The organism is Scardovia wiggsiae F0424, assembly GCF_000269605.1.
Taxonomy (GTDB): domain Bacteria; phylum Actinomycetota; class Actinomycetes; order Actinomycetales; family Bifidobacteriaceae; genus Scardovia; species Scardovia wiggsiae.
Map to the genome: position 1 here is coordinate 297957 of NZ_AKCI01000001.1, position 22470 is coordinate 320426.

21 protein-coding genes are annotated in these 22470 nt (G+C 54.3%); 20 read left to right on the forward strand and 1 reads right to left on the reverse strand.

What is annotated here, in order from left to right; translation table 11 throughout:
• The first annotated feature begins 66 nt into the window (after positions 1 to 66).
• The 18 genes from HMPREF9156_RS0101405 to recN all read left to right on the forward strand — a co-directional run bounded on the left by HMPREF9156_RS0101405 (position 67) and on the right by recN (position 19308).
• Entirely contained in the window at positions 67 to 606 is a 540-nt protein-coding gene (locus HMPREF9156_RS0101405) for a hypothetical protein (RefSeq protein ID WP_231198106.1), read from the forward strand.
• Positions 607 to 608: 2 nt separating this feature from the next.
• On the forward strand, positions 609 to 1277 hold the full coding sequence (locus HMPREF9156_RS0101410; protein ID WP_007148150.1) for a hypothetical protein: 669 nt from the start codon (positions 609 to 611) through the stop codon (positions 1275 to 1277).
• A gap of 2 nt (positions 1278 to 1279) precedes the next feature.
• The gene (locus HMPREF9156_RS0101415) at positions 1280 to 1714 is read left to right on the forward strand and encodes a hypothetical protein (RefSeq protein ID WP_007148151.1); all 435 of its coding nucleotides are present in this window, start codon (positions 1280 to 1282) and stop codon (positions 1712 to 1714) included.
• A 65-nt stretch (positions 1715 to 1779) separates the two neighbouring features.
• Complete coding sequence (locus HMPREF9156_RS0101420) at positions 1780 to 2106, forward strand: hypothetical protein (protein WP_007148152.1); 327 nt, start codon at positions 1780 to 1782, stop codon at positions 2104 to 2106.
• Between the two features lie 112 nt (positions 2107 to 2218).
• A complete protein-coding gene (gene hflX, locus HMPREF9156_RS0101425) occupies positions 2219 to 3847 on the forward strand; it encodes a GTPase HflX (protein ID WP_007148153.1) in 1629 nt (542 codons plus the stop codon).
• 181 nt (positions 3848 to 4028) lie between these two features.
• Entirely contained in the window at positions 4029 to 4991 is a 963-nt protein-coding gene (locus HMPREF9156_RS0101430; RefSeq protein WP_007148154.1) for an L-lactate dehydrogenase, read from the forward strand.
• A gap of 128 nt (positions 4992 to 5119) precedes the next feature.
• Positions 5120 to 6037: a TrmH family RNA methyltransferase gene (locus HMPREF9156_RS06815; RefSeq protein WP_017147382.1), complete on the forward strand. Its 918-nt coding sequence runs from the start codon at positions 5120 to 5122 to the stop codon at positions 6035 to 6037.
• A gap of 90 nt (positions 6038 to 6127) precedes the next feature.
• A complete protein-coding gene (pheS, locus tag HMPREF9156_RS0101445; RefSeq protein WP_390157034.1) occupies positions 6128 to 7210 on the forward strand; it encodes a phenylalanine--tRNA ligase subunit alpha in 1083 nt (360 codons plus the stop codon).
• 55 nt (positions 7211 to 7265) lie between these two features.
• Complete coding sequence (gene pheT, locus HMPREF9156_RS0101450; RefSeq protein ID WP_007148157.1) at positions 7266 to 9872, forward strand: phenylalanine--tRNA ligase subunit beta; 2607 nt, start codon at positions 7266 to 7268, stop codon at positions 9870 to 9872.
• 114 nt (positions 9873 to 9986) lie between these two features.
• A complete protein-coding gene (locus HMPREF9156_RS0101455) occupies positions 9987 to 10667 on the forward strand; it encodes a hypothetical protein (RefSeq protein WP_007148158.1) in 681 nt (226 codons plus the stop codon).
• Positions 10668 to 10861: 194 nt separating this feature from the next.
• A complete protein-coding gene (locus HMPREF9156_RS0101460; RefSeq protein ID WP_007148159.1) occupies positions 10862 to 11458 on the forward strand; it encodes an arginine repressor in 597 nt (198 codons plus the stop codon).
• 132 nt (positions 11459 to 11590) lie between these two features.
• Positions 11591 to 12916 carry a tyrosine--tRNA ligase gene (tyrS, locus tag HMPREF9156_RS0101465; RefSeq protein ID WP_007148160.1) on the forward strand — a complete coding sequence of 442 codons (1326 nt, stop codon included), beginning with the start codon at positions 11591 to 11593 and terminating at the stop codon, positions 12914 to 12916.
• Positions 12916 to 14220 (forward strand): tetratricopeptide repeat protein, encoded by a 1305-nt coding sequence (locus tag HMPREF9156_RS0101470; protein ID WP_007148161.1) that lies wholly within the window; start codon positions 12916 to 12918, stop codon positions 14218 to 14220. The genes tyrS and HMPREF9156_RS0101470 overlap by 1 nt, the downstream gene beginning before the upstream one ends.
• 2 nt (positions 14221 to 14222) lie before the next feature.
• Positions 14223 to 15320 carry an HAD-IIA family hydrolase gene (locus HMPREF9156_RS0101475; protein ID WP_007148162.1) on the forward strand — a complete coding sequence of 366 codons (1098 nt, stop codon included), beginning with the start codon at positions 14223 to 14225 and terminating at the stop codon, positions 15318 to 15320.
• Between the two features lie 43 nt (positions 15321 to 15363).
• On the forward strand, positions 15364 to 15564 hold the full coding sequence (locus tag HMPREF9156_RS0101480; protein WP_007148163.1) for a hypothetical protein: 201 nt from the start codon (positions 15364 to 15366) through the stop codon (positions 15562 to 15564).
• A 25-nt stretch (positions 15565 to 15589) separates the two neighbouring features.
• Positions 15590 to 16414, forward strand: a complete 825-nt coding sequence (locus HMPREF9156_RS0101485) for a TlyA family RNA methyltransferase (protein WP_007148164.1) — start codon at positions 15590 to 15592, stop codon at positions 16412 to 16414.
• Between the two features lie 72 nt (positions 16415 to 16486).
• Positions 16487 to 17554: an NAD kinase gene (locus HMPREF9156_RS0101490; RefSeq protein WP_007148165.1), complete on the forward strand. Its 1068-nt coding sequence runs from the start codon at positions 16487 to 16489 to the stop codon at positions 17552 to 17554.
• A gap of 8 nt (positions 17555 to 17562) precedes the next feature.
• The gene (gene recN, locus HMPREF9156_RS0101495; RefSeq protein ID WP_007148166.1) at positions 17563 to 19308 is read left to right on the forward strand and encodes a DNA repair protein RecN; all 1746 of its coding nucleotides are present in this window, start codon (positions 17563 to 17565) and stop codon (positions 19306 to 19308) included.
• A gap of 33 nt (positions 19309 to 19341) precedes the next feature.
• Here recN and thrC read toward each other — a convergent pair whose 3' ends face one another.
• Positions 19342 to 20910, reverse strand: coding sequence for a threonine synthase (gene thrC / locus HMPREF9156_RS0101500; RefSeq protein ID WP_007148167.1), 1569 nt, complete (start codon positions 20908 to 20910; stop codon positions 19342 to 19344).
• Between the two features lie 76 nt (positions 20911 to 20986).
• Between thrC and HMPREF9156_RS0101505 the strand changes: the two genes are divergently transcribed.
• Together HMPREF9156_RS0101505 and nadD are read left to right on the forward strand one after the other, a co-directional pair.
• Positions 20987 to 21658 (forward strand): hypothetical protein, encoded by a 672-nt coding sequence (locus HMPREF9156_RS0101505; protein WP_007148168.1) that lies wholly within the window; start codon positions 20987 to 20989, stop codon positions 21656 to 21658.
• Positions 21658 to 22398, forward strand: a complete 741-nt coding sequence (gene nadD / locus HMPREF9156_RS0101510; RefSeq protein WP_007148169.1) for a nicotinate-nucleotide adenylyltransferase — start codon at positions 21658 to 21660, stop codon at positions 22396 to 22398. The genes HMPREF9156_RS0101505 and nadD overlap by 1 nt, the downstream gene beginning before the upstream one ends.
• Positions 22399 to 22470: the final 72 nt, after the last annotated feature.

Below are 22470 nucleotides of genomic sequence, written 5' to 3' on the forward strand. Positions count from 1 at the left end.
GTGACCCGGTTGTGGTATGTTCGCAGGACTGTTGCCTTGATGGTGCTTTTTGCTATTATCCTTGGTATGGCTGGATATGCTGTGTATGGGTATTGTCAACGGCGTGAGCAGGAATATGTGTATTTTATTCGTAGTATGTCCAGTTATTATAGGGAGGGTATGGGTGAGGGGCGAGGCGGTATGTATGGTGAAGTGGTTAAGCCTGTCTCTGATGATTTTGTGAAGAACAGAGATGCTGGGGCGTGGTTTGGGGATCCGGTTAAGCCGGGTAAAGAGGGTGAGTTGAGGCATGTGATGGATATTTATAACGGTTTATATCCTGAAAAGAAGACTAATGTGGGGGAGTTCCGCAGGTATTATGGCAGTGACTGGCAGAAACATGTCAAAGAAAGCTTTGCTGGACAGTCAAACGTTCCACAGTTCGCCCACTGGTGTTACCAAAAAGCAGACCTGGTATACAAAAAAGATTATGGCAGTATAGAGCGTAGTTTCCATAAGGCAGGTTCAGCAGTTAAGGATCCTCCTTCTAACTATAGTTACTATACAGGTGCTGACGGTAGATATGATTATTTTGAACTGAGATCTATGTTTGAAGCGGGGAGATAGGTATGGGTGACAGGGATATCAAGGCCGTATCTGTAAAAGAGCCTTTGCCTCACAGTTGGTATGTTCGCAGGGCTATTGCTTTGATGGCGCTTTTTGCCATAATCCTTGGTATAGCTGGATACGCTGTGCACAGGTATTATCAGCGGCGCGAGGAGGAACGTGAGTGGGAGCAGTTAAGGCTGGTTTATAATATGTCCAGTTATTATAGGGAGGATATGGGTGAGGGGCGAGGCGGTATGTATGATAATGCAGCTAAGCCTGTATCTGAAAAGTTTAAAGAGCGTAAAGACCCTGATATGTGGTTTGAGGATCCGGTTAAGCCGGGTAAAGAGAGTGAGTTGAGGCATGTTATAAGTATTTACAACAGGCTGCATCCTAGGGAAATAACCAGTGTGGAAGAGTTCCGCAGGTATTATGGCCGTGACTGGCAGAAGCATGTCAAAGAAAGCTTTGCTGGGCAGTCAAACGTTCCACAGTTCGCCCACTGGTGTTACCAAGAAGCAGACCTAGTATACAAGTATGATATGCCAGATATTCACGGAATAGTGCATCACAAGGGTGATAGGGTTGCTGATCTTCGAGGAATTTCTAATTATTATTTTATCCTTAACAAGGATTCGCAATCTTTTTATTATCTTGAGCTGAGATCTGACTTCGAGGCAGGGAAATAATCATGGACAGCAGTGATTACGCCAATATCCGCAGCCAGAGCCAGTTTGACAGCGCATATGCAGATATCAGCAGGGAATTGCGTGCCCGGCGGGATGCGTTGGAGGAGCAGCGTTCCGCAGTAATCTCCGAATACAGCCGTATGGAGGAAAAGTGGCTGGAGGCCAATAGCTGTGTAGCTGATACTGTGCGTTTCGTTAATGAGCTTGCCGCAGAGGGGCTGATAGATGAATATTTCAGCGGTGAAGCTGGCCTTTTGGAGTCACAGCGCTGTGCAGCATTCAGCGAGCTTGATGACATGGCGTATGCCCGTGACTGTGCCTTAAGGGAGATCGATGAAACATATGAAGCTTTTGAACGAGAATCCATACATAGGATCCATGAACTTGATGAGGCATATGGACGGTTCCGCAAGGAACGGTATAAAGGCCGAAGATAGTACGGCTTTCAGCAAAACCGGTAAATTATCCAATAGCGGCCAAAAACAGTAACGGAGGAGCCATTATGACAGACGGGACGATCCAAACATCAGGGGAGGCCGCAGCAGTGACTGCAGAAATGAAAAAGGGGCTTGACGGCTATACGGATTTCTCCCCGGAAAAACTCAGAGAGGCGGATACCGTCAGCGGAGTAGAAAAGCATGATGACCCTGTATGCTCCGCTATAGTCGAAGGGCTGAAAGCGTTCAGGAATTTGGTTGAAAAGGATTCAGCCGCTGTTATCGAGACGGATAACAGGCTGCGTGAGGCAGACGCCGCAGCTGCCCGTGACTTGAATAATAAGATCGGCGCTATTATGGGCAGTAAAGCGTCCAGCGCAGACCAGCAGTAAAAACAGAGGGAGAGTGCTGTGCCTTAAGGGAAATGCGGAAGCGGGATAAGTAGCAGGCGCAGGTAAACTTGTAGCCATAAGATACATATAGTGCGTAAAACTGAAAGGCGCAATGACAGAAAACAGGAACAGGCAGCTTAATAAGTCAAAAGCGAGCTATAAGAGCACCAGGAAGGCGGGACGCCGTAATACTGATCTGGGCTCCGTGCTGGATAGCCAGTCGGAGATACTCCTTAACAGTGCCCATGCGGGCAGCCGTTCCAACGGTGCTATTGCGCGCCAGCAGGATGATGAAGGCTGGAAAGAACGTGAAGGCCGCAACGAGCTGAAGCGCGTTACAGGCCTTGGCGAATTGGAAGATGTCACGGAAGTCGAGTACAGGCGCATCAGGCTGGAGCGTGTTGTTCTGGTGGGGGTGTGGTCCAGCAGGGAAACAACGCAGGCGCAGGCTGAAGAATCGCTCCGTGAGCTGGCGGCGCTTGCCAGGACAGCAGGAGCGCAGGTGATGGAAGGCGTGCTCCAGCACCGGTTCAAGCCTGACCCTGCTACTTATGTAGGCAAGGGCAAGGCGAATGAGATCGCTGCAATAGTGGCAGCAACAGATTCCGATACGATCATAGTTGATGCGGATCTGCCGCCCTCACAGAGGCGTGCTTTGGAAGATGTGGCCAAAGTCAAGGTAGTAGACAGGACAGCAGTTATCCTTGATATTTTTGCCCAGCACGCAACAAGCCGCGAAGGCAAGGCGCAGGTGGAGCTGGCCCAGCTGGAGTATATGCTCCCGCGGCTGCGCGGCTGGGGTGCAGCCCTGTCCCGGCAGGCCGGTGGGCAGTCTGCCGGAGCTAATGGCGGTATTGGCTCGCGCGGCCCGGGCGAAACGCAGATCGAACTTGACAGGCGTGTGATCCGCACACGTATGGCGCGCCTGCGCAGGCAGATAGCCCGAATGGCCCCTGCACGCGATATCAAACGCGGGTCACGCCGCCGCAATTCATTGCCTACGGTAGCTGTGGTCGGCTATACCAATGCCGGCAAATCGTCGCTGATCAACCGCCTGACCCGTTCGCATGAACTGGTGGAGAACGCGCTGTTCGCAACGCTTGATACTGCTGTCCGTCATAGCGAAGCGGCAAACGGCAGGCGTTTTATGTATGTGGATACTGTAGGGTTTGTCCGCCAGCTGCCCACGCAGCTGATCGAAGCATTCAAATCTACGTTGGAGGAGGCTGCCGGGGCCAGTGTGATCATCCATGTTGTTGATGCTTCGCATCCCAACCCTTTCTCCCAGATTGACGCTGTTAATGATGTCCTGCAGGATATCCCGGGGATAGAGGGTACCCCGGCGCTCATTGTGTTCAATAAAATAGACTGTATTGATGAGGCTGCCCTTCAGCGGCTGAAAAACCTGGTTCCTGATGCGTTCTTCATATCTGCACTGACCGAGGAAGGCATAGACGCGCTGCGCAAAGCTGTAGAATCCAGACTTCCGCAGCCGGGTGTACATGTAGATGCCGTGATCCCCTATACCAGAGGGGATCTGGTTTCGCGGGCCAGGCAGTTCGGCAGTGTTGGACAGGTCGAATACGGTGATACAGGTATACATCTGACAGCAGATGTTGACAGCCGGCTTGCAGCCCACATTGTTGCCAGCGCGGAAGTTGCAGCATCTGCCAACGGGGCATCCCATGATACAGCGGGAATATCTTCTGCAGATCATAGTGTTTCCGGCTTCGCAGGATAAGGCAGGGCGGGAGCCTTTGTGCTCCATCCTGCGCGCCGGCTTACGCATTGCTGTCGTCATACTGAAGCGCTATAATTAGCACTGGTTCCGGTGTTGTGCCCAATGCAGTCCGTGTGTCACAAACCGCGGATTTTAAGGGTTCATACGGAAAAGTAACAATTCTGATCCTAAAGAGGTTATTGTGGAAAAAAGTTATCGCCGTCCTACGAAACTGGCTATCATCGGCGCAGGTGCTGTTGGTTCGACCACTGCTTTTGCAGCTGCCCAGCACGGTGTTGCGCGTGAAATCGTCCTTGAAGATATAGATAAAAAACACGTTGAGGCTGAAGTGCTTGATATGCAGCATGGATCAAGCTTCTATCCGACAGTGACTTTTGACGGTTCGGATGATATCGAAATATGCCGCGATGCCGACATCGTTGTTATCACTGCCGGTGCCCGCCAGAAGCCCGGCCAGTCACGGCTTGACCTTGCCGGCGCAACAATCAACATTATGAAGTCGATTATCCCCGGTGCAGTGGAAGTGGCCCCTAATGCTATTTTCATGCTGATCACCAACCCTGTGGATATCGTGACATATGTAGCGCTGAAGCTTTCTGGCCTTCCGCAGAACCAGATGTTCGGTTCGGGGACCAACCTGGATTCTGCTCGCCTGCGTTTCCTCCTTGGCCAGCAGACCGGTGTCAATGTCAAGAATGTCCACGCATATATCGCCGGTGAACATGGCGATTCCGAGGTCCCGCTGTGGTCATCCGCGACTATCGGCGGCGTCCCCATGCTCGACTGGAAAGAGATCGAAGGGCATGAGCCGCTTACCGCTGAAGTGCGCGAAAAGATCCATCAGGATGTGAAGAACGCTGCTTATAAAATCATTGAAGGCAAGGGCAGCACCAACTATGCTATTGCCATGTCTGCTGTTGACATCATCCAGGCAATCATGCAGGATTCCGACCGCATCCTTCCGGTGAGCTCGCTTCTTGACGATTTCCATGGTATTTCCGATGTGTGCATGTCAGTACCGACCCTGCTGAACCGTAACGGCGTCAACTCCCATCTGAACACGCCGTTAAGCGATGAGGAGCTTGCAGCATTGAAGCGTTCGGCTGAAACTTTGCGTTCTACTGCCCATGAGTTTGGGTTCTAGGCCTTCCTTCGGCCGGTAAAGACAGCCGGCCTGCTGCTGAAACGGATAACGGCCCGCTGCACGGTATGCAGCGGGCTGTTCTGTATGCATTGGATATTTGTATGCAAGATAGGCATAAGATAGGCAGTATGCCTGTGTATACAGAAGTACTTGATAACCCTCATGCCGGGCGGATACATAAAGCAGCATCCCTGCTCCGGCAGAAAAACCGCAGGGAAACGCAGCGTTTCCTTGTTGAAGGCCCCCAGGGCGTGCGTGAGGCTGTACGGTATGCGCCTGATGGTGTGCTTGATGTGTATGCTGATGTATCTCTAAGCAGTGTGAATGGCGGCACGGTCCGGCAGATCATTGAAGATGCTGATGCTGCGGGTATTTATGTACACCTGTGCACCGGGAAAACCATATCTTTCATAAGCCCTGACAGCCAAGGGATACTTGCTGTTGTCGGCAGCTCTTCCGTCCTTACGGGGGCGGATCATTTCCTGCAGCCCGATCCGCAGCATGTCCATGCACACGGAGGCGGGTTCTATATTGCCTGCTGGGAGCTGCGCGACCCCGGCAATGCCGGTACGATCATCCGTACTGCTGATGCGGCGGGCTGCGACGGTGTCATACTTATTGGCGACTGCGTAGATATCACTAACCCTAAAGTTGTGCGGTCAGCAGCGGGGTCGCTGTTCCATCTTCCAGTTGCCAGTATGGGCGAAAATGAGTTTTTCGATTTTGCCCGCAGCAATAGGATCACCGTTATTGCTGCAGATGCCTACGGTACGCCGGATAACCCTGTTGCGGAGCTGTCTGAAGCTGTCCATGCCGCTGATAGCAAGGGGTTCCCGTCTTCTGCCATCCTTTTCGGTAACGAGGCTCGGGGGCTGGAGGATACTATGATCAGCCGCTGTGATGCAGCGGTACGCATCCCCCTGTACGGCAAAGCCGAATCCCTGAATGTGGCGATGAGCGTTTCTGTGATCGCGTATACGTATGCTATGGCGCGTCATGTCGCACTAGACGGGGATAATTATACTTCAGAATCCATTGAACAATGACGTCAGCGAACTTCCGTAGCTGCGCAGGCTGCTGCAGCAATTATGGCAGGGCTGGCGTTTTGTGTTTATGGACATGATGTAGAGTATGCAATGGAAAGGCGAGTCGTGTCAGAGGCTCTTGAATTTAATGCCGACAGAGTAACAGCTGCTGTGGATGAGGGTATCGGGAAAGTTACTAATGCTTCGGATCTGGATGAACTGTATGCTTTCCGTGCCCAGTATACCGGCGGTGCCTCTGAACTTGCACGCGCGAGCAGGGCGATAGGCGGGCTCAGCCCGGATCAGAAAAAAGATGCAGGCAAACTTATCGGCAGACTCCGTGCTGATTTTGGCCGTGCTTATGGTGCGCGTGAAAATCAGCTTAAACAGGAGGAAGAGGAGAAAAAACTGGCCGCTGAAACAGTGGACATGACACAGCCTGTACGCCGCCATCCCATAGGGGCCAGGCATCCGCTTCCTAAACTGCTTGAAGATGTTGAAGATTTCTTTGTTTCTATGGGGTGGCAGATAGCAGAAGGGCCTGAGGTGGAAACGGAGTGGCATGATTTTGATGCGCTCAATTTTGGCCCTGACCATCCTGCGCGTCAGATGCAGGATACTTTCTATATCAAGGGGAACCAGGCAAAAGATTCTGCCGGGTTTACCGGATCGAATATGGTCATGCGGACCCATACGTCCCCTGTGCAGGCGCGTTCCCTTCTCGAACGCGGCGTGCCTCTGTACATCGCATGCCCCGGCCGTGTATACAGGACGGATGAGCTTGACGCTACGCATACGCCGGTATTCCACCAGTGCGAGGCACTCGCGGTAGATAAGGGCCTCACCATGGCAGACCTGAAGGGGGTGCTTGACAAACTGGCTGTTGCGATGTTCGGCCCTGAGGCACGGACACGCCTGCGCCCGTCATACTTCCCCTTTACCGAGCCCAGCGCGGAGATGGATCTGTGGTTCCCCGACAAAAAAGGCGGGGCCGGCTGGATCGAATGGGGAGGCTGCGGTATGGTCAATCCCAGGGTCCTGATGTCCGCCGGGATAGACCCTTCAGCCTATTCAGGTTTCGCATTCGGTGTCGGGATGGAGCGTACCCTGCTCCTGCGCCATGATATTGATGATATGCATGACCTGGTTGAGGGCGACCAGCGTTTCAGCCAGCAGTTCGTCATGGGCGAGTAGGCGTTTTGCACAGGTAAACATAAAGTAAGCAGTATGATCGTTAGGGAGTAGTCAAATGCCGCTGATCGATATGGGATGGCTGCGTGAGCACGTCAGTATCCCCGAAAATGAGACTTATGCACAGCTTGCTGCTGACTTGGTGAAAGTCGGGCTTGAAGAAGAAGCTGTACATGAAGGCGATGTTACCGGCCCCATCGTGGTCGGATATGTCGAAGACCTTGTCAAAGAGCCGCAGAAGAACGGCAAAACTATCAGCTGGTGCCATATTGATGTGGGGCCTTACAATGTCCAGGACAGCGAAGGGAATACGGTACCGCGTTCCATTGTTTGCGGTGCGCCCAATATTGCACAGGGGGAAAAGGTTGCTGTAGCCCTCCCCGGTGCTGTGCTTCCCGGCGGCTTCAGGATCGAACCGCGCAAAACATATGGCCATATGTCGGAAGGTATGTGCGCATCTGCCCGGGAGCTGGGGATAAGCGATGACCATGAGGGGATCATCCTGCTCCACAGCTGTGGATTAAGCGACAGCCAGTATAAAGCCCTCAAACCGGGTGATGACCTTATGGGGCTTCTCGGGCTCGGAGAGCCTGTCCTGGAGATCAATATCACCCCTGACCGGGGGTATGCCTTCTCCTATCGCGGTGTTGCCCGGGAATTCCATCACTCGACTGGCGCAGAGTTTACAGACCCCGTGGAGACGCTTGGCGAGGCGGCACCGGCTGTATCGCATGATCCGGGCAGTGCCCGTGATATTGAAGTAATTATCAGCGACAGCCAGCCCATCCATGGTGTCCAGGGCTGTGACCGCTATTATGCACGTGCAGTCCGCGGGATAGATAATACTGTGAAGACTCCCCGCTGGCTGGCACACCGCCTGCAGCGGAGCGGGATGCGTTCCCTGTCCCCGGTAGTTGATGTGACGAATTATGCGATGCTTGACCTGGGGCAGCCGCTTCACGCATATGATCTTGATAAGATCGCCCCTCCGATAGTTGTGCGCCGCGCCCGGGAAGGGGAGCAGCTGACGACCCTGGATGGCAAAGGCCATAATCTGTCCCCTGAGGATCTGCTCATCACTGATTCCCCTGACGACGCTCAGGGTTCCCGGATACTCGGCATTGCAGGCGTTATGGGCGGTATGTACGGTGAGGTGACGGAGGAGACCACAAATATCCTTATTGAATCTGCCCATTTTGATCCCGTATCAATTGCGCGGTCTGCGCGGCGCCATAAGATCCCATCTGAGGCTTCACGCCGTTTTGAACGCGGTGTTGATACAAAACTCCAGCCGGCTGCCGCTGAAGAGGCGGCCCAGCTTATTGTAAAAATCTGCGGAGGGCAGGCATCTGATACTCCCGCAGACTACGATCAGACCGTGGAGATGCCTTCCATCCGTTTCAAGACAAGCGAAGTGAAACGCCTGACAGCTTTGGATATTTCAGTATCCAAGATTTCCGAGATCCTTACAGATATCGGCTGCAGTCTGGGCGGCGGCGGTAACGGCGAGCTTCTTGTGGAACCCTCTGCATGGCGCCCCGACCTGCAGTTCCCCTGTGACCTGGTGGAAGAGATAGCCCGGCTGGTAGGGTACGATAACATCCCTGTCCGCATACCCGCAGTTGCTGTAGAGGGGGAAACAGGCCTGACGCCTGACCAGATCCGCCGCCGCTGGAGTGCGGATACAGCAGCCGAATACGGCCTGACTGAGGTGTGGAGCTATCCGTTTGTCGGCCCTTCAGATTTCAAAGGTTTCAACCTTGATGAGGCCCAAGAGGCGGCGGTCAGCGTTGAGATCGAAAACCCGCTAGCTGCGGACCGCCCTTACCTGAGGCGCGCCGTACTTGAAACTCTGGCGCGCACAGTCCAGCGCAATATAGGCAGAGGAAACAGGAGTGTACGTTTATTCGAGCTGGGGCACGTATTTGAGCGTGACCCGCAGGCGCCGGCTATACCTGCCCTTCCCGGCGGCCGGAAACCGTCACCTGAACAGCTGGAGGCCCTTGATGCGGGGCTGCCGCATCAGCCTGAGCATATTGCAGGGATACTTACAGGGCATGCTGAGGAACCCGGCTGGCTGGGACAGCCCCGCCCGGTAGACTGGACGGATGCAGCTGAAGTGGTCCGCCGCCTGGCTGACAGGCTTGGGGCGGATATCCGGTTCATCCAGCCTGCCCCTGAAGACGTGCCGGCACAATGGCATCCGGGAAGGTTCGCCTACGCTGAACTCCCTGACGGGACGCGTGTAGGGGTACTCGGGGAGCTGCATCCGCAGGTCAACAGCCACATGGATTTCCCGGAACATTCTGCAGCATTCGAGGTTGATCTCACAGTACTGTTCAGCAAGATCACGTACAGGCCGCTGCAGGCACAGCATATTTCCGTATATCCGCCGGTCCACCAGGATTTTGCTTTCACAGTCCATAAGGGCATAACTTCTCAGCAGCTGGAAACCGCGATCCGCGATGCTTCAGGTGAATATTGCGAATCAGTCGAGCTTTTCGACGTGTATAGCGGCGGCCAGGTAGGGGCTGATGAGAAATCGCTTGCCTACTCGGTTACTTTCCGCGCTTCTGACAGGACTCTGACGCCTGAGGACGCTGACGGGATCCGTGCTGCTATCGTTGAAGCAGCTTCCGCTTTAGGCGCCAGATTGCGCGCCTAGCCGAGTATAGGGCCGGATAAGGGGCAATCGTGTATACTATACGGGGTACAGGCGTATAGTACGCGTATGGTATATATACATAACAGCAGATAATGCGAAGAGGTGCAGGTACATATGAGCGACAGCAGCAACACTAACGGGGATCCCAACGGGATCCCGCCGCAGCCGGGCAGCAGTGCACCTTCAGCTTCCAGCGCTCCTGCCGGCGGCTCTGTGCAGCAGGATCCGCCTGAATACGGACAGATGTCCAATAAATATCCCGGCTGGGACCCATATGTGTACGGGAAACCCGAAACAGAAAAATCCGGAGCCGAGCAGGGCCGCCAGGGCGGCACCGGCGCGCAGCCTGGTACACAGCAGCAGGACACGCGGCGCGCGGTGAATACATCCGGCAACGGCGGCGGCCCTGCCGGCAGCAGTAACCAGCCTTCCGGCAATTTTGGCTTCCAGCAGCCATTTTTCTATAACCGGCAGGGGCAGCAGATCCCGCTTTCCGAGTTTAAGCCTGATGACCCGGATAAGAACCCTTTGTACGGGCGGTGGTCAGCGATGGCAATATGGTCGCTTGTCCTCTCTATTTTTATGCTGCAGCCCTTTGCACTGTTCCTGGCCGGCCTTGCTATACCGCGGGCCAGAATGTTCCATATGCGCGGAAGGGTGCTTGCGGTTATCGCGCTCATCCTTTCTGCTGCAGAGATTGCTTTTATCGTATGGTGGATCATGACAGGGCATACTGTTGAAGAGCTTAGCGCGATACTCAACAATTTTATAGATTATTTGCAAAGCCGCGGATAATCGGCTGCATAGGGTGGTACAGCTGTATCTGAGGCAGCTGTCGGCCGTTTCAGGGCTGCTGAAAAATAGCTGCTGAATGAGGCAGCAGCATAAATAATTAAGCCGATGAAAGAAACTATAAAATCGAAGTTTTTTTGCTTAATAGCGCCAAAAACATATATAATAGAAAGAAAAAATATTAAGTAAGGAATCTTATGTTACAAGGTGACACCCGACCTTCAACAAGAGTAGCTCGCAGAGATGCCATAGAGCGAATTCTTAATTCACAGGACGTCAATTCTCAGCAGCAGCTGCAGGTTTTACTGTCGCAGCAGGGGATTACCGTCACCCAGGCTACATTGAGCCGTGATCTGGATGAGATGAAAGCCATCAAGGTCCATCATGACGACGGTTCTGTTGCTTACGCCCTCCCTACCAGGGATGAGATCCAGAGATTCACCCGCAAAATGGAGACACAGTCGGCCTACACCCTGATCGCTGAAGGTAAAAGGGCTCTGGCTGCTGAAGATTTCAACCGCAGCGAACAGCGCCTTGCCAGAGTTATCAACGGCCTGGTAACTTCTGTGGACTATGCTCAGAACACCATAGTCATCAAGACCTCGGAGGGTGCTGCCGAATATGTGGGAAGCGCTATTGACCGCCAGATACTTTCGGATATCCTGGGGACCATAGCCGGGGATGACACCATTATCATGGTCGCACGCAGCGAAGAGGCGGCGCGCAACCGCAGTATCTGGGTACTGGCCCTTGCATCCGGCGACAATACTAAAGACGAAGAATCAATAAAATAAAAGGCAGGGCGCACCTTCTCGAGGCGCTTTCCTGAAACTGCCTGTGAGGCTGTCCTCAGACGCACGCCTGCGGCCTTTCCTGTCTCGGATATTTGACAGAATTGGTACGTAATTCAGCAGCGAGGAGTTTTCATGGCACAGGTATGCAGCTATAAGGAAGCCGGCTTTAATACGCTTTGTGATGAGCTGGAATGGCGCGGTCTGATCAACCAGTCTACGGACCGTCAGCAGCTTGCCCAGGCGCTTAACGGGGAGCCGATCTCTTTCTATACGGGTTTTGATCCCAGTGCTGCCTCGCTGCATATCGGCAATCTTGTACAAGTCCTCCTTATGAGGCACCTCCAGGAGGCGGGGCATCATGCATATGCCGTTGTCGGCGGTGCGACGGGCCTTATAGGCGATCCCCGCCAGTCCGGCGAACGTACTTTGAACCCTAAAGATGTTGTTGGCGCCTGGGTGGAGAGCTTACGTGCGCAGATAGGCCCCCTCCTTATCAACAGCGGCGACAATGCAGTTACTTTCCTTAATAATTACGACTGGACCGGGAATATATCGGCTATTGATTTCCTCAGGGATGTCGGTAAAAATTTCCGTCTGGGGACAATGCTTGCCAAGGATACTGTTGCCCGGCGGCTGAATTCCCAGGAAGGCATATCTTTTACTGAATTCAGCTACCAGGTCCTCCAGGGCAATGATTTCCTCTATCTGTATGACACATATGGCATCACCCTGCAGACGGGCGGTGCTGACCAGTGGGGGAACCTGGTCTCGGGACTGGACCTGATCCGTAAAGTACGCGGAGCCAATGTCCATGTTATGACATCGCCGCTTATCACAGATTCGCAGGGGAAGAAATTCGGCAAATCCGAAGGCGGGGCGATCTGGCTTGACCCGGCAATGCTCAGTTCATACCGTTTCTATCAGTTCTGGTATAACCAGCCTGACAGTGAAGTTATTAAACTCCTTAAATTCTTTACTTTCCTGCCTAAGCCAGAAATTGAGCGGCTGGAACGTGAAGTTGATACGAATCCGGGGGCGCGCGAGGCGCAGCGTACCTTAGCATGGGAAGTTACAAGCTTTGTCCGCGGGGATAAAGCAGCCCGGGGTGCGATCGATGCTGCTGAGGCCCTGTTTGGACGGGGTGAGGTTGCCCTTGATGCTGTTGATACTGATACTTTTGAGGCATCAGTAGACGGATTGAAGGTCGCGGATGGGCAGGGCGGCAAAGTATTTGCCCAGGTGGCATCCGGAAGCCGTGTGACCGAGGCAGCTGTGGCTGCGGGACTGTTCAGGTCGGTTTCTGAAGCCAGGAAAACTGTCGCTTCAGGCGGCGTATACATTAATAACCGGCGCGTTGAAGATGCCGAACAGGCTGTCGGGGGGTCTGACCTCCTGCACGGCCGTTTTGTGCTCCTGCGCCGCGGGAAGAAAGCCCTTGGGGTTGTGGAGGTACACTAATGGCAGAAAATAGCAGGCATTCGCGTAATTCCCAGGGATCGTCATCCTCTTCACGCGGAGGGACCCGCGGCGGCAGCCATGCCGGCGGCCATCGCGGCAGCAGCAATGGGCACGGCGGTGCCAGGCATTTTAACCGCGGGGCTGGCAGTGAGAAGGGTTATCACAGCGGAGACAGGGACCGTACGGGGAAGAAGCCTTCCCGTTCCTCTTATGGCAGCCATTCTCAAGGGCATGGCAATTCCGGGCATTCCGGCAGATCGCATGACAGGGGTAATCAGGAACGCAATGAGGGCAGGAGGGGATTCACCGGCCGTTTTGACAGGTCCGGCGGGCGCATTGACAAGCGTGAGCGCGGGAACCATCAGGGCAGGCAGTCATCCGCAAATTACGATTCAGGGCGCAGGAATTCTGACGGTACGGTGTCTTACCCATCGCAGAATCCGTATACTGACAGGCGCCCCGGCGAACCTAAAATGCCTAAAGGCATGGAGTGGTCGATGCTGTCGAGGGATGAAAAAGAGCGTTTAAGGGGGCTGAGCAAAGAGCACGCAGAGAATATCGGGCTCCACATGCTTGCCGCTTATTCTTTGGAGGAGACCGATCCGGAAGCGGCGCTTGAGCACGCGCAATGGATAGTACGCCAGGCTTCCCGGATTGACCTGACACGGGAGACCCTGGCGCTGATAGCGTACCGCACGGGGGACTATAAGCTTGCGCTCCGCGAATTCAGGACAGCATACCGTATGAACGGTTTCAATGATTATCTGCCGTTTATGGCCGACTGTGAGCGGGGGCTCGGCGAGCCTGAAAAGGCTATAGAAATGGCTACTTCCGATGACGCGCGGTATCTGCGCGGAGAATCCAAAGCTGAAATGTTCCTGGTATATGCAGGTGCTCTGGCAGACCTGGGTAAATATGATAAGGCGGTTGAGGTAGCCCACGCGCTTGCACATGCCCAGGGGGTGGGAGGCGCCTACAGGATGCGTGCCGTGCAGGCCGAGCAGTATTTTAATGAAGAATCGGGCAATGAAGATGCTGCCCGTGCTCTGGATCCGCTGCTGGACAGGCTGGAATCCGAATTTGCTGAAGATGATAATGCGCTCAGCGATGATGTGATCGATAACGATATGGAGAATATTGACGATGACATGCTTCGCGGGCTTGGGATCGATCCTGCGGAATTTTACAGGCATGAGGATGCAGGCCAGGAGGGCAGCAGCCAGGCTGAGGAGGCCGGAGAAATCAAAGAAGCTGAAGAAACTGAAGAGACCAGGGAGACCGAGGAAACCGGGGAAGCACTCTAGAGATGGATTATCCGACGATTATCAAAGGGACTCAGGAGCCGCTCAGCTCCCGGTATTCCCTTGCCCTTTTAGATCTGGACGGAGTGGTTTACCGCGGGGCGCATCCTGTTGAAAATGCTGCCGAAGGCATCCGGAAGGCGGAAAACGCCGGTATGCATATCGCCTATACGACGAACAACCCTTCACGGTATCCGGCACAGGTTGCCGGACAGATACGCAGTTTTGGTATTGGGCTGGAAGACAGCGATATTATTACATCGGCAATGGTCAGTGCCCATATGCTCAAAGAAGCCCTTGGACAGGGCGGTACAGTGCTTGTTGTTGGGAAGGGCCATCTGAAAGATGAGCTCAGGAAGGCCGGCCTTGAGGTGTGCAGCCGGGCTGCGGACCGCCCCCAGGCAGTCATCCAGTCGTGGTACCCCGATATCTCATGGAAGGAGCTTGCGCAGGCTTCGTATGCCGTCAACGCCGGAGCTCGGTATTTTGCTACGAACCGCGATCTGACGATCCCTCGTGAAGAGGGGATCGCGCCCGGTAACGGCGCGCTGATCAAGGCTGTATCCATTGCTACCGGGAAGGAGCCGGAGGCCTCAGCCGGGAAACCCGAAGCCCATATGTACCATATTGCACGGGATATGTTCAGCCCGTCCGGCAGCCGCGTACCTGTTGAAGAATGCCTTCCGGTCGGGGACAGGCTTGATACGGATATTGAGGCTGCAAACCGCGGCGGCTATGACAGCGCGGTCGTGCTTACCGGGGTTGCAGATGCCCGGCAGATAATACAGGCACAGCCGCTGCTGCGACCATCTTATATATGTGCCGATCTTGAGGGGCTGAATAGCAGGCAGCCGCAGGTCGTCCGTACGGATATCCCTCAGCATGGGGACGTCAGCGGTGTTTCATTCATATGCGGGGATGCCCTTGCGTATGTCCGAGGTGAAGCTCTGATGGTTGAAATATCAGGGCAGCATGTTGCCGGGCCCATTAATTCGCTGGATGCTTTAAGGGCCGCAGCTTCGGCTGCGTGGGATGCTGCAGATAATCATGATGCTGACCTTCACAGTCTGCAGATACCGCAGTTTTCAGACAGGCTGCAGTAACCCTGATGCGGCTGCAGCAAAGATGGATCATAAGGAAATAAGCATGGATACTGATAACAGGAGCCCCCAGGATAGTACTGCAGGCAGTGCTGCCGATGCTGTACAGGACGGGGAGGAAAGCATAACTTTATCCGATAGATTCCCTCAGCTGGAGAAGCTCGGCGATGCCGATTTCAGCGAAGTAATCAGCGGCTACCGCGCAGTCCTTGGGTCCCTGCAGAAAGAGCTGGATGAGCAGTCATAGCATATCCGCACAGGGGCACAGTGATATGAGGTGCGATAAAGCGCTTGCGGAAAGGGGATTATGCCGGTCGCGGACCCGCGCACAGGCGCTTATTGAAGAAGGCCGTGTGCGTGTTAATTCGGAACTCTGCATGAAGCCGTCTTTCATAGTAAGCAGCACAGATACTATTGAGATATCCCCCTTGCCTAGTGCACGGCAGCAGCCCGCTTTTATGGGCGGTTTTGATTATTCCCACTATGTTTCGCGGGGTGCAGCCAAACTCTTAAGCGCCTATAACGCTTTTGGCCCCGAAGGGCTTGAAAGGCCGGCGGGCAGGAAATGCCTTGATATCGGTGCTTCTACCGGCGGCTTCACACAGGTACTTTTAGACAAGGGGGCGCAGAGAGTCATTGCCCTGGATGTTGGGCACGGGCAGCTTGACCCCAAGATAGCGGAAGATCCGCGGGTCTTTGAGATGAGCGGGGTAAATTTCCGTGATACTGTGCCGCAGGATCTGCCGTATCTGCCTGATTACGCTGTTTCCGATGTGTCTTTCATCTCCCTTGCCTTTATTATCCCGCCTTTGCAGCGCATAGCGCTTGCAGCCCTCAAAGAGGGTGCGCGTGCGTTTACTGCCATACTGCTTATCAAGCCTCAGTTTGAAGTCGGCAGGGGGAACCTGGGGAAAGGCGGGATCGTTACCGGCAGCAGCCTCAGCCGCAGTGCTGTGGACAAAGTCCTCGGGTATGCGCGCCGCAGCGGTTTCACTGTGCGTGGCTGTGTTCCGTCCGATATTACAGGGTTGCATGGGAACCGGGAATACCTGCTGTGGATTACGGTGGATAACATGCGTGATATTACCGAAAGCTGATAAATACAGTAAATCATTTAAACTATAAACAGCTGTATATAATAACTGGATAACATACTGCCAGGGAGGGCCATGGCCGAGCGGATAGCATATATTGTAACGCACAAACGGTTTGCCGTTTCTTCGCCGATAGTCAGCCAGGTTGCCCGGCTTCTGGGGGCATATGGCTTTTCCGTTACGGTACTTGACAGTGATAGCGATGGCACACAGCCTGCCGGCAGAAAAGGCTTTTCTGTTGACCCTTCCGCTGAAATCGTCGTTGTCCTGGGCGGAGATGGCACTATTTTGCGTGCAGTCGAGATAGTCAAGGGGACGCAGGTCCCTGTGATCGGCATAAACCTTGGGCATATAGGTTTTCTCGCTGAGTTTGAAAGTTTTGAGATCAGCAAGGCGATAAAACGGATCGCTGAAAAAGATTATACGATCGAAAAACGCATGATCGCGGATGTTGAACTGTGGCTTCCCCACAGGCCCGAACCTGTACATGACTGGGCCCTGAACGATACCGTCGTTTACCATGGCGCAAACAGCCCGATGATCCAGGTGGGGATCACAGTTGATGATGTTGCAGTCAGTTCTTTCGGATGCGACGGGGTCATCGCCTCTACGCCTACAGGTTCTACAGCATACGCGTTTTCTGCCGGCGGCCCGATAATCTGGCCAGGGGTGAAAGCCTTGGAACTGCTGCCTATCGCAGCACATGCACTCTTTACACGCCCTCTTATCGCGGGTTCCGAGTCCAGCTTTGGGATACATGTGCTTGAGGTGCAGGGTGATGATGCAGTCATGACCTGTGACGGGCGGCGGGTGCATACTGTACCTGCCGATTCGCGCATTACAGTCAGGGAATCAGCTGATACGCTCCGGCTGGCACGGCTGTCTGGCGCCCTGTTCGCTGACCGTCTGGTAACCAAGTTTAATTTGCCTGTTGTCGGCTGGAGGGAGCAGGCTGAACGCCGTATTGAAAACGGCGGGCCTTTGCAGAATACTGTCGGGGGCAGCCGTGCATCCGGAACAGAAAAATTCATCCATTTCCCCCATTACCTAGGCACGGGTGGTTTTAACCAGGCTATCAATGACGGGCTCAGCGAGATGGACCAATACCGCATGTTCAATGATTTCAGAGCTGATGAGGATTAGGAGGTCATATGCTGGAAGAGCTTGAGATACGCTCTCTTGGGCCGATTGACCATGCCGTCCTGCATCCTCATGCCGGTATGACGGCAATAACCGGTGAAACCGGTGCGGGCAAATCCATGCTGTTGAGCGCGGTACAGCTTTTGTCGGGGGCAGGTACCCAGTCGGAACGGGTCTCTCCCGGTGCTGAACAGGCGTGGGTACAGGGGATTTTTGATGTTTCTGAAAACGGCCCGGTGCAGGACTTCGCCCGTCAGGCAGGTGCCGGCTGCGAGGACAGCGAGCTTTTCATTTCACGGAGTGTCCCTTCAGCCGGGCGTTCCCGGTCAGTGGTCAATGGGAAAAGCGTGCCGCGCTCGGTTCTGCAGGGGCTGGGCACATATACGGTTACTGTCCATGGGCAGGCTGAACAGCTGAAGCTTGCCTCTGCTTCCCGGCAGCGTGAATTCCTTGACAGATGTGCCCGGGACGGCAGTGAGCTTGACCAGTATCAGCAGGCTTATGCAGCGGTGAAAGAGGCGGATGGGCAGCTGGAACGGATAATACAGCAGCAGTCACAGGCGCAGGCCCAGGCTGATTATCTGCGTGAATCTATTGGGCGTATTGATTCTGTTGACCCTCAAAAAGGCGAAGATGAAGAGCTTAAGGCCCGGCGTACACGGATCGAAAATGCAGCCGATATCGCAACAGCCGTCAGCAGCGCGCTGGAGGCGCTGGATGCGTCTGAGGCGGATTCAGGTATGGATGGCGCTGGAGCGGCGGACCGCATAGACCGTGCAGTCCGCACCCTCGAATCATCGTCTGCCAGGGAAGTTTTTAAGGATGAAGCACAGAGGCTGACATCCCTTCATGAAGACCTCCAGGATATTATATTTTCGCTGGCGCACCAGATACCTGACGATGTAAGTCCGCAGGAACTGGATGATATCAATGGGCGCATCCATGATCTGGATGAGCTTACAAAACGGTGGGGGCCAACGCTTGATGATGTCCTGGCGTGGCGGGAGAAAGCCGGTTATGACCTTGAAGACCTTGATGCATCACCCGAGCGTATCGAGGAGCTGCGGGCCAGACGTGAAGCGCTCAGGGCTGAGGCGCATAAAAAAGCGGAGGCGCTTTCCCGGAAACGTTCTGAGTGCGCGCAGGAACTCTCTTCCCGGGTCAATGAAGAACTGGGATCCCTTGCAATGGAAGGTTCCAGGCTTGATATTACGGTAGAGCGCAAAGCACAGCCGGATGGATGGGGGGAAGATACAATTTCTTTCTTTTTCACCCCTTTCCCCGGATCCCCTCAGCTCCCTATGGGGAAAAGCGCTTCCGGCGGCGAGCTGAGCCGCCTTATGCTTGCGCTTGAACTCGTTGCTTTTGATATGCAGCGCGGAGGGCATAAGCAGGGGGACGGGGTGCCCGCCGTCACAGCGGGCGGCACAGCACCAACATTGATTTTTGATGAGATCGATGCGGGTGTCGGCGGCAAAAGCGCTGTCGAGCTGGGGAAGAGGCTTGCACAGCTTGCTGAGGGCTCACAGGTAATAGTGGTGACCCATCTGGCACAGGTCGCTTCATGGGCAGATACACAGTATGTAGTGCGTAGGGGGGGCCAGCAGGACGGGACGGATACGGCAGTGCATACGGATGTAACCGAAGCATCGGGTCACGCCCGTGTTGAAGAAATAGCCCGGATGCTTTCCGGGACGGATACGCAGGCATCGCTTGACCATGCGCGCGAATTGCTTGAAACCAGCGTCCTGGAATAAAAATCTGCGATATACAGGATCCAACGTGACACTTCAGCCCGCTGCCTGTTCTACATAGCCGGCCATATCGGCAATATCTACTGTGTCATTGAACCGGACCGGGGCGCTGTCTAAACTGCGCAGTTGCGCCGGAGGCACAGTGCCGCTTACAGAACTTAAAATATCCATATACTGAAAGTCCGACAGCCCGTTTTTGCCTGGGGCCGCGAGCGCGCCGGCTTCGCCGGGAACGCTGCCGCGAATACTGTCCAGGGCGTTAAGGACAGTCCGAGGGAACTTGTAGGGGCTCGCAGTAGACAGCAGTATCTGCGGCCTTTCAGGGCTGTTCCCCTGCGACTGCATCATAACATGATAGCCGCATGCTGTATGGGGGTCGATTACATAACGGTAGGATTCCCAGCAGCTGGCAATAGCGGACGTAACGTCATTTTCATCTGCCCACCCGCAGCTGAATATTTCCCGGATTTCTGCCAGAAGGCTTGGAGATATGCTGAAACTGCCGGTCCTGTCGAGATCATCCATAAGGCGGCAGATCAGCGCCGTATCGCCGCCGGACACGTAGTACAGCATGCGCTCGAGGTTGGAAGAGACTAAAATATCCATACTCGGGGAGGATGTTGCATAAAACGCGCGGTTACGGTTGTATATGCCTGTTGTCAGGAAATCATAAAGGACATTATTCCTGTCGCTGGCTACAACGAGCTTCCCCACAGGGAGGCCCATGAGCCTGGCGTAATATCCGGCAAGGACGTTGCCGAAATTGCCGGTTGGGACGATAAAATCAACCGGGATGCCGGCAGCAACTGCGTTGGTTTCAAGCAGCTGTGCGTATGCAGAAAAGTAGTAAGCTACCTGGGGGACGAGCCTGCCTATATTGATTGAATTTGCGCTGGACAGCAGCGTATGGGCCTCTGTGCCAAGCCTGTCTGCCAGGGGCTGATCTGTAAAAATATGCTTGACAGCAGTCTGGACGTCGTCGAAATTCCCTCTGACAGCGCAGACCCGGACGTTGCCGCCGGGCTGCGTGGCCATTTGCAGGCGCTGGATATCGCTGACTTTCCCTTCCGGGTAGAAAACCGTGATCGCCGTTCCCGGGCAGTCGGCAAATCCTGCCAGGGCTGCCTTTCCGGTGTCGCCGCTGGTAGCTGTGAGGATCATGATGCGTTTACCGGCACTGGGGTCTGCGGGCTCAGCTGCGGCCGCAGCCTGTGCCATGAACCGGGGGAGTATCTGCAGGGCGATATCTTTGAAGGCGCATGTAGGGCCATGGAAGAGTTCAAGGATGTAATGGTGTGCTCTATGCGTACCGTCTGCGGCTGCAACCCTGTGCACTGGGGCGATGCGCGGATCGTCAAAGGCATCCCCGTATGCGCCGGCAATGCATCCGTCCAGTTCCTGCCCGGTAAAATCGGGCAGGAGCGCATGCAGCACTGTCCGCGCAATATCAGCATAGCTTTTTCCGGCTAATGCAGACGCATCAATATAATGTCCAGCTAACGAATCATTGACGAACAGCCCGCCATCATCCGCGATGCCTTTCAGTATCGCCTGTTTGGACGTCAAATGACTTTCTGTGCTGCGTGTGCTGTGAAAGGATTCCATAACCACAGTCTATTAAGCTGTTAAGACCTGTGCGTAATACATTTTCGTCCTCAGTGATTGGAACAATGGGATTATTATGAGCTATCCCAAAGAGGACATCAAGCGTTTGGAACGTGAACAGCCGCAGCTGTGGCTGCGTATCGTTTCTGAAAGGCTGAGTACTGTACGTTACGTTTTCGTAGTGACTATAGAAGACGGGCTTCCTACTGTAGCCCAGCGGGCTGCGCTTGAATATGCCGATGCTATGCTGATCGGATGGCCTCAGCCGGGTTCGCGGGATGTCCAGGATATACCTGACGAAAGCCTTGATTCGGTTGCAGCTGATATTGAAACAATTGAGAAATATATTGATGAATTCCGGCAGGGGGAGAAGAACGGCGATGCCGATACGATGGCGGAGGACCTCAACCGGATAAGCGAGTGTGTAGGCAATGTGCGCAAAGTCTACCAGCCGGATTTCCCTCTGCCGACGTATGCGGAAGTCCGCCGATACGTAGAAAAAGAGTGGAATAACGATATGGACCAGATAGAATCTGGTGCCCGGGAGTACCTAGATATGCAGGACCAGGGGATCGCTTCCGAACAGATCGTGCAGAACCTGGAGGCTGACAGCGGTACGGCAGGATCGGCAGTGTCGGTAACATCAACAAATATAACGCAGGCTCCGACGGGTGCAGCAGATACCGGTACATCAGGCGATAGGGCAGAAGGAGCATCCGGTATGGTAGGAAAGGGCAAAAACGCATAATGGATGATGCAGGATCAGGAAGGGCAGGGCGGGGTCCCGGCAATACCCCTCCTGTAGGTGCTTCTGAACGCAGTATGTCTGACCTCAGCAGTGAAACAGGCGTCAGGCATCGTAAAAGGCTTTCTGCACGGGGGAATAGGCACGATATCCCCAGAGTCGGCATCATGGGCGGCACTTTTGACCCGATCCATAACGGGCATCTTGTTGCAGCATCTGAAGTTGCCTGGGTATATGATCTGGATGAAGTGATTTTTGTCCCCACAGGAAGGCCTGTATTCAAGCTTGATGCGGATGTAACGAATGCAGAAGACCGTTATCTCATGACCGTTATCGCAACAGCATCGAATCCGCAGTTCATTGTGTCGCGCGTAGATATCGACCGTCCGGGGGTCACCTATACTATCGATACGCTGCGCGATATCAGGCAGCTGCGCCCAGATGCCGAACTTTTCTTTATAACCGGTGCAGATGCCCTTACGGAGATCATGAAGTGGAAAGATGCCGGTGAGATGTGGGACCTCGCGCATTTTGTGGGGGTGTCCCGCCCCGGGTACTCCCTTGACCTGAAAAAAGCCGGTGCCCCCGGGCATGCTGTGGACCTTATGGAGATCCCTGCCCTGTCGATTTCTTCTACGGATATACGCCGCCGGGCACGCGACGGGGAACCGGTATGGTACCTGGTCCCTGATGGCGTGGTGCAATATATTGATAAACATGGCCTTTACCGTAGCGCGCATTGATGCCGACGCACAGAGCCCCTTCTTGGGTTATCTGCCTGTTAGTATGGAGTTGTTCCAAACACTGCGAATAAT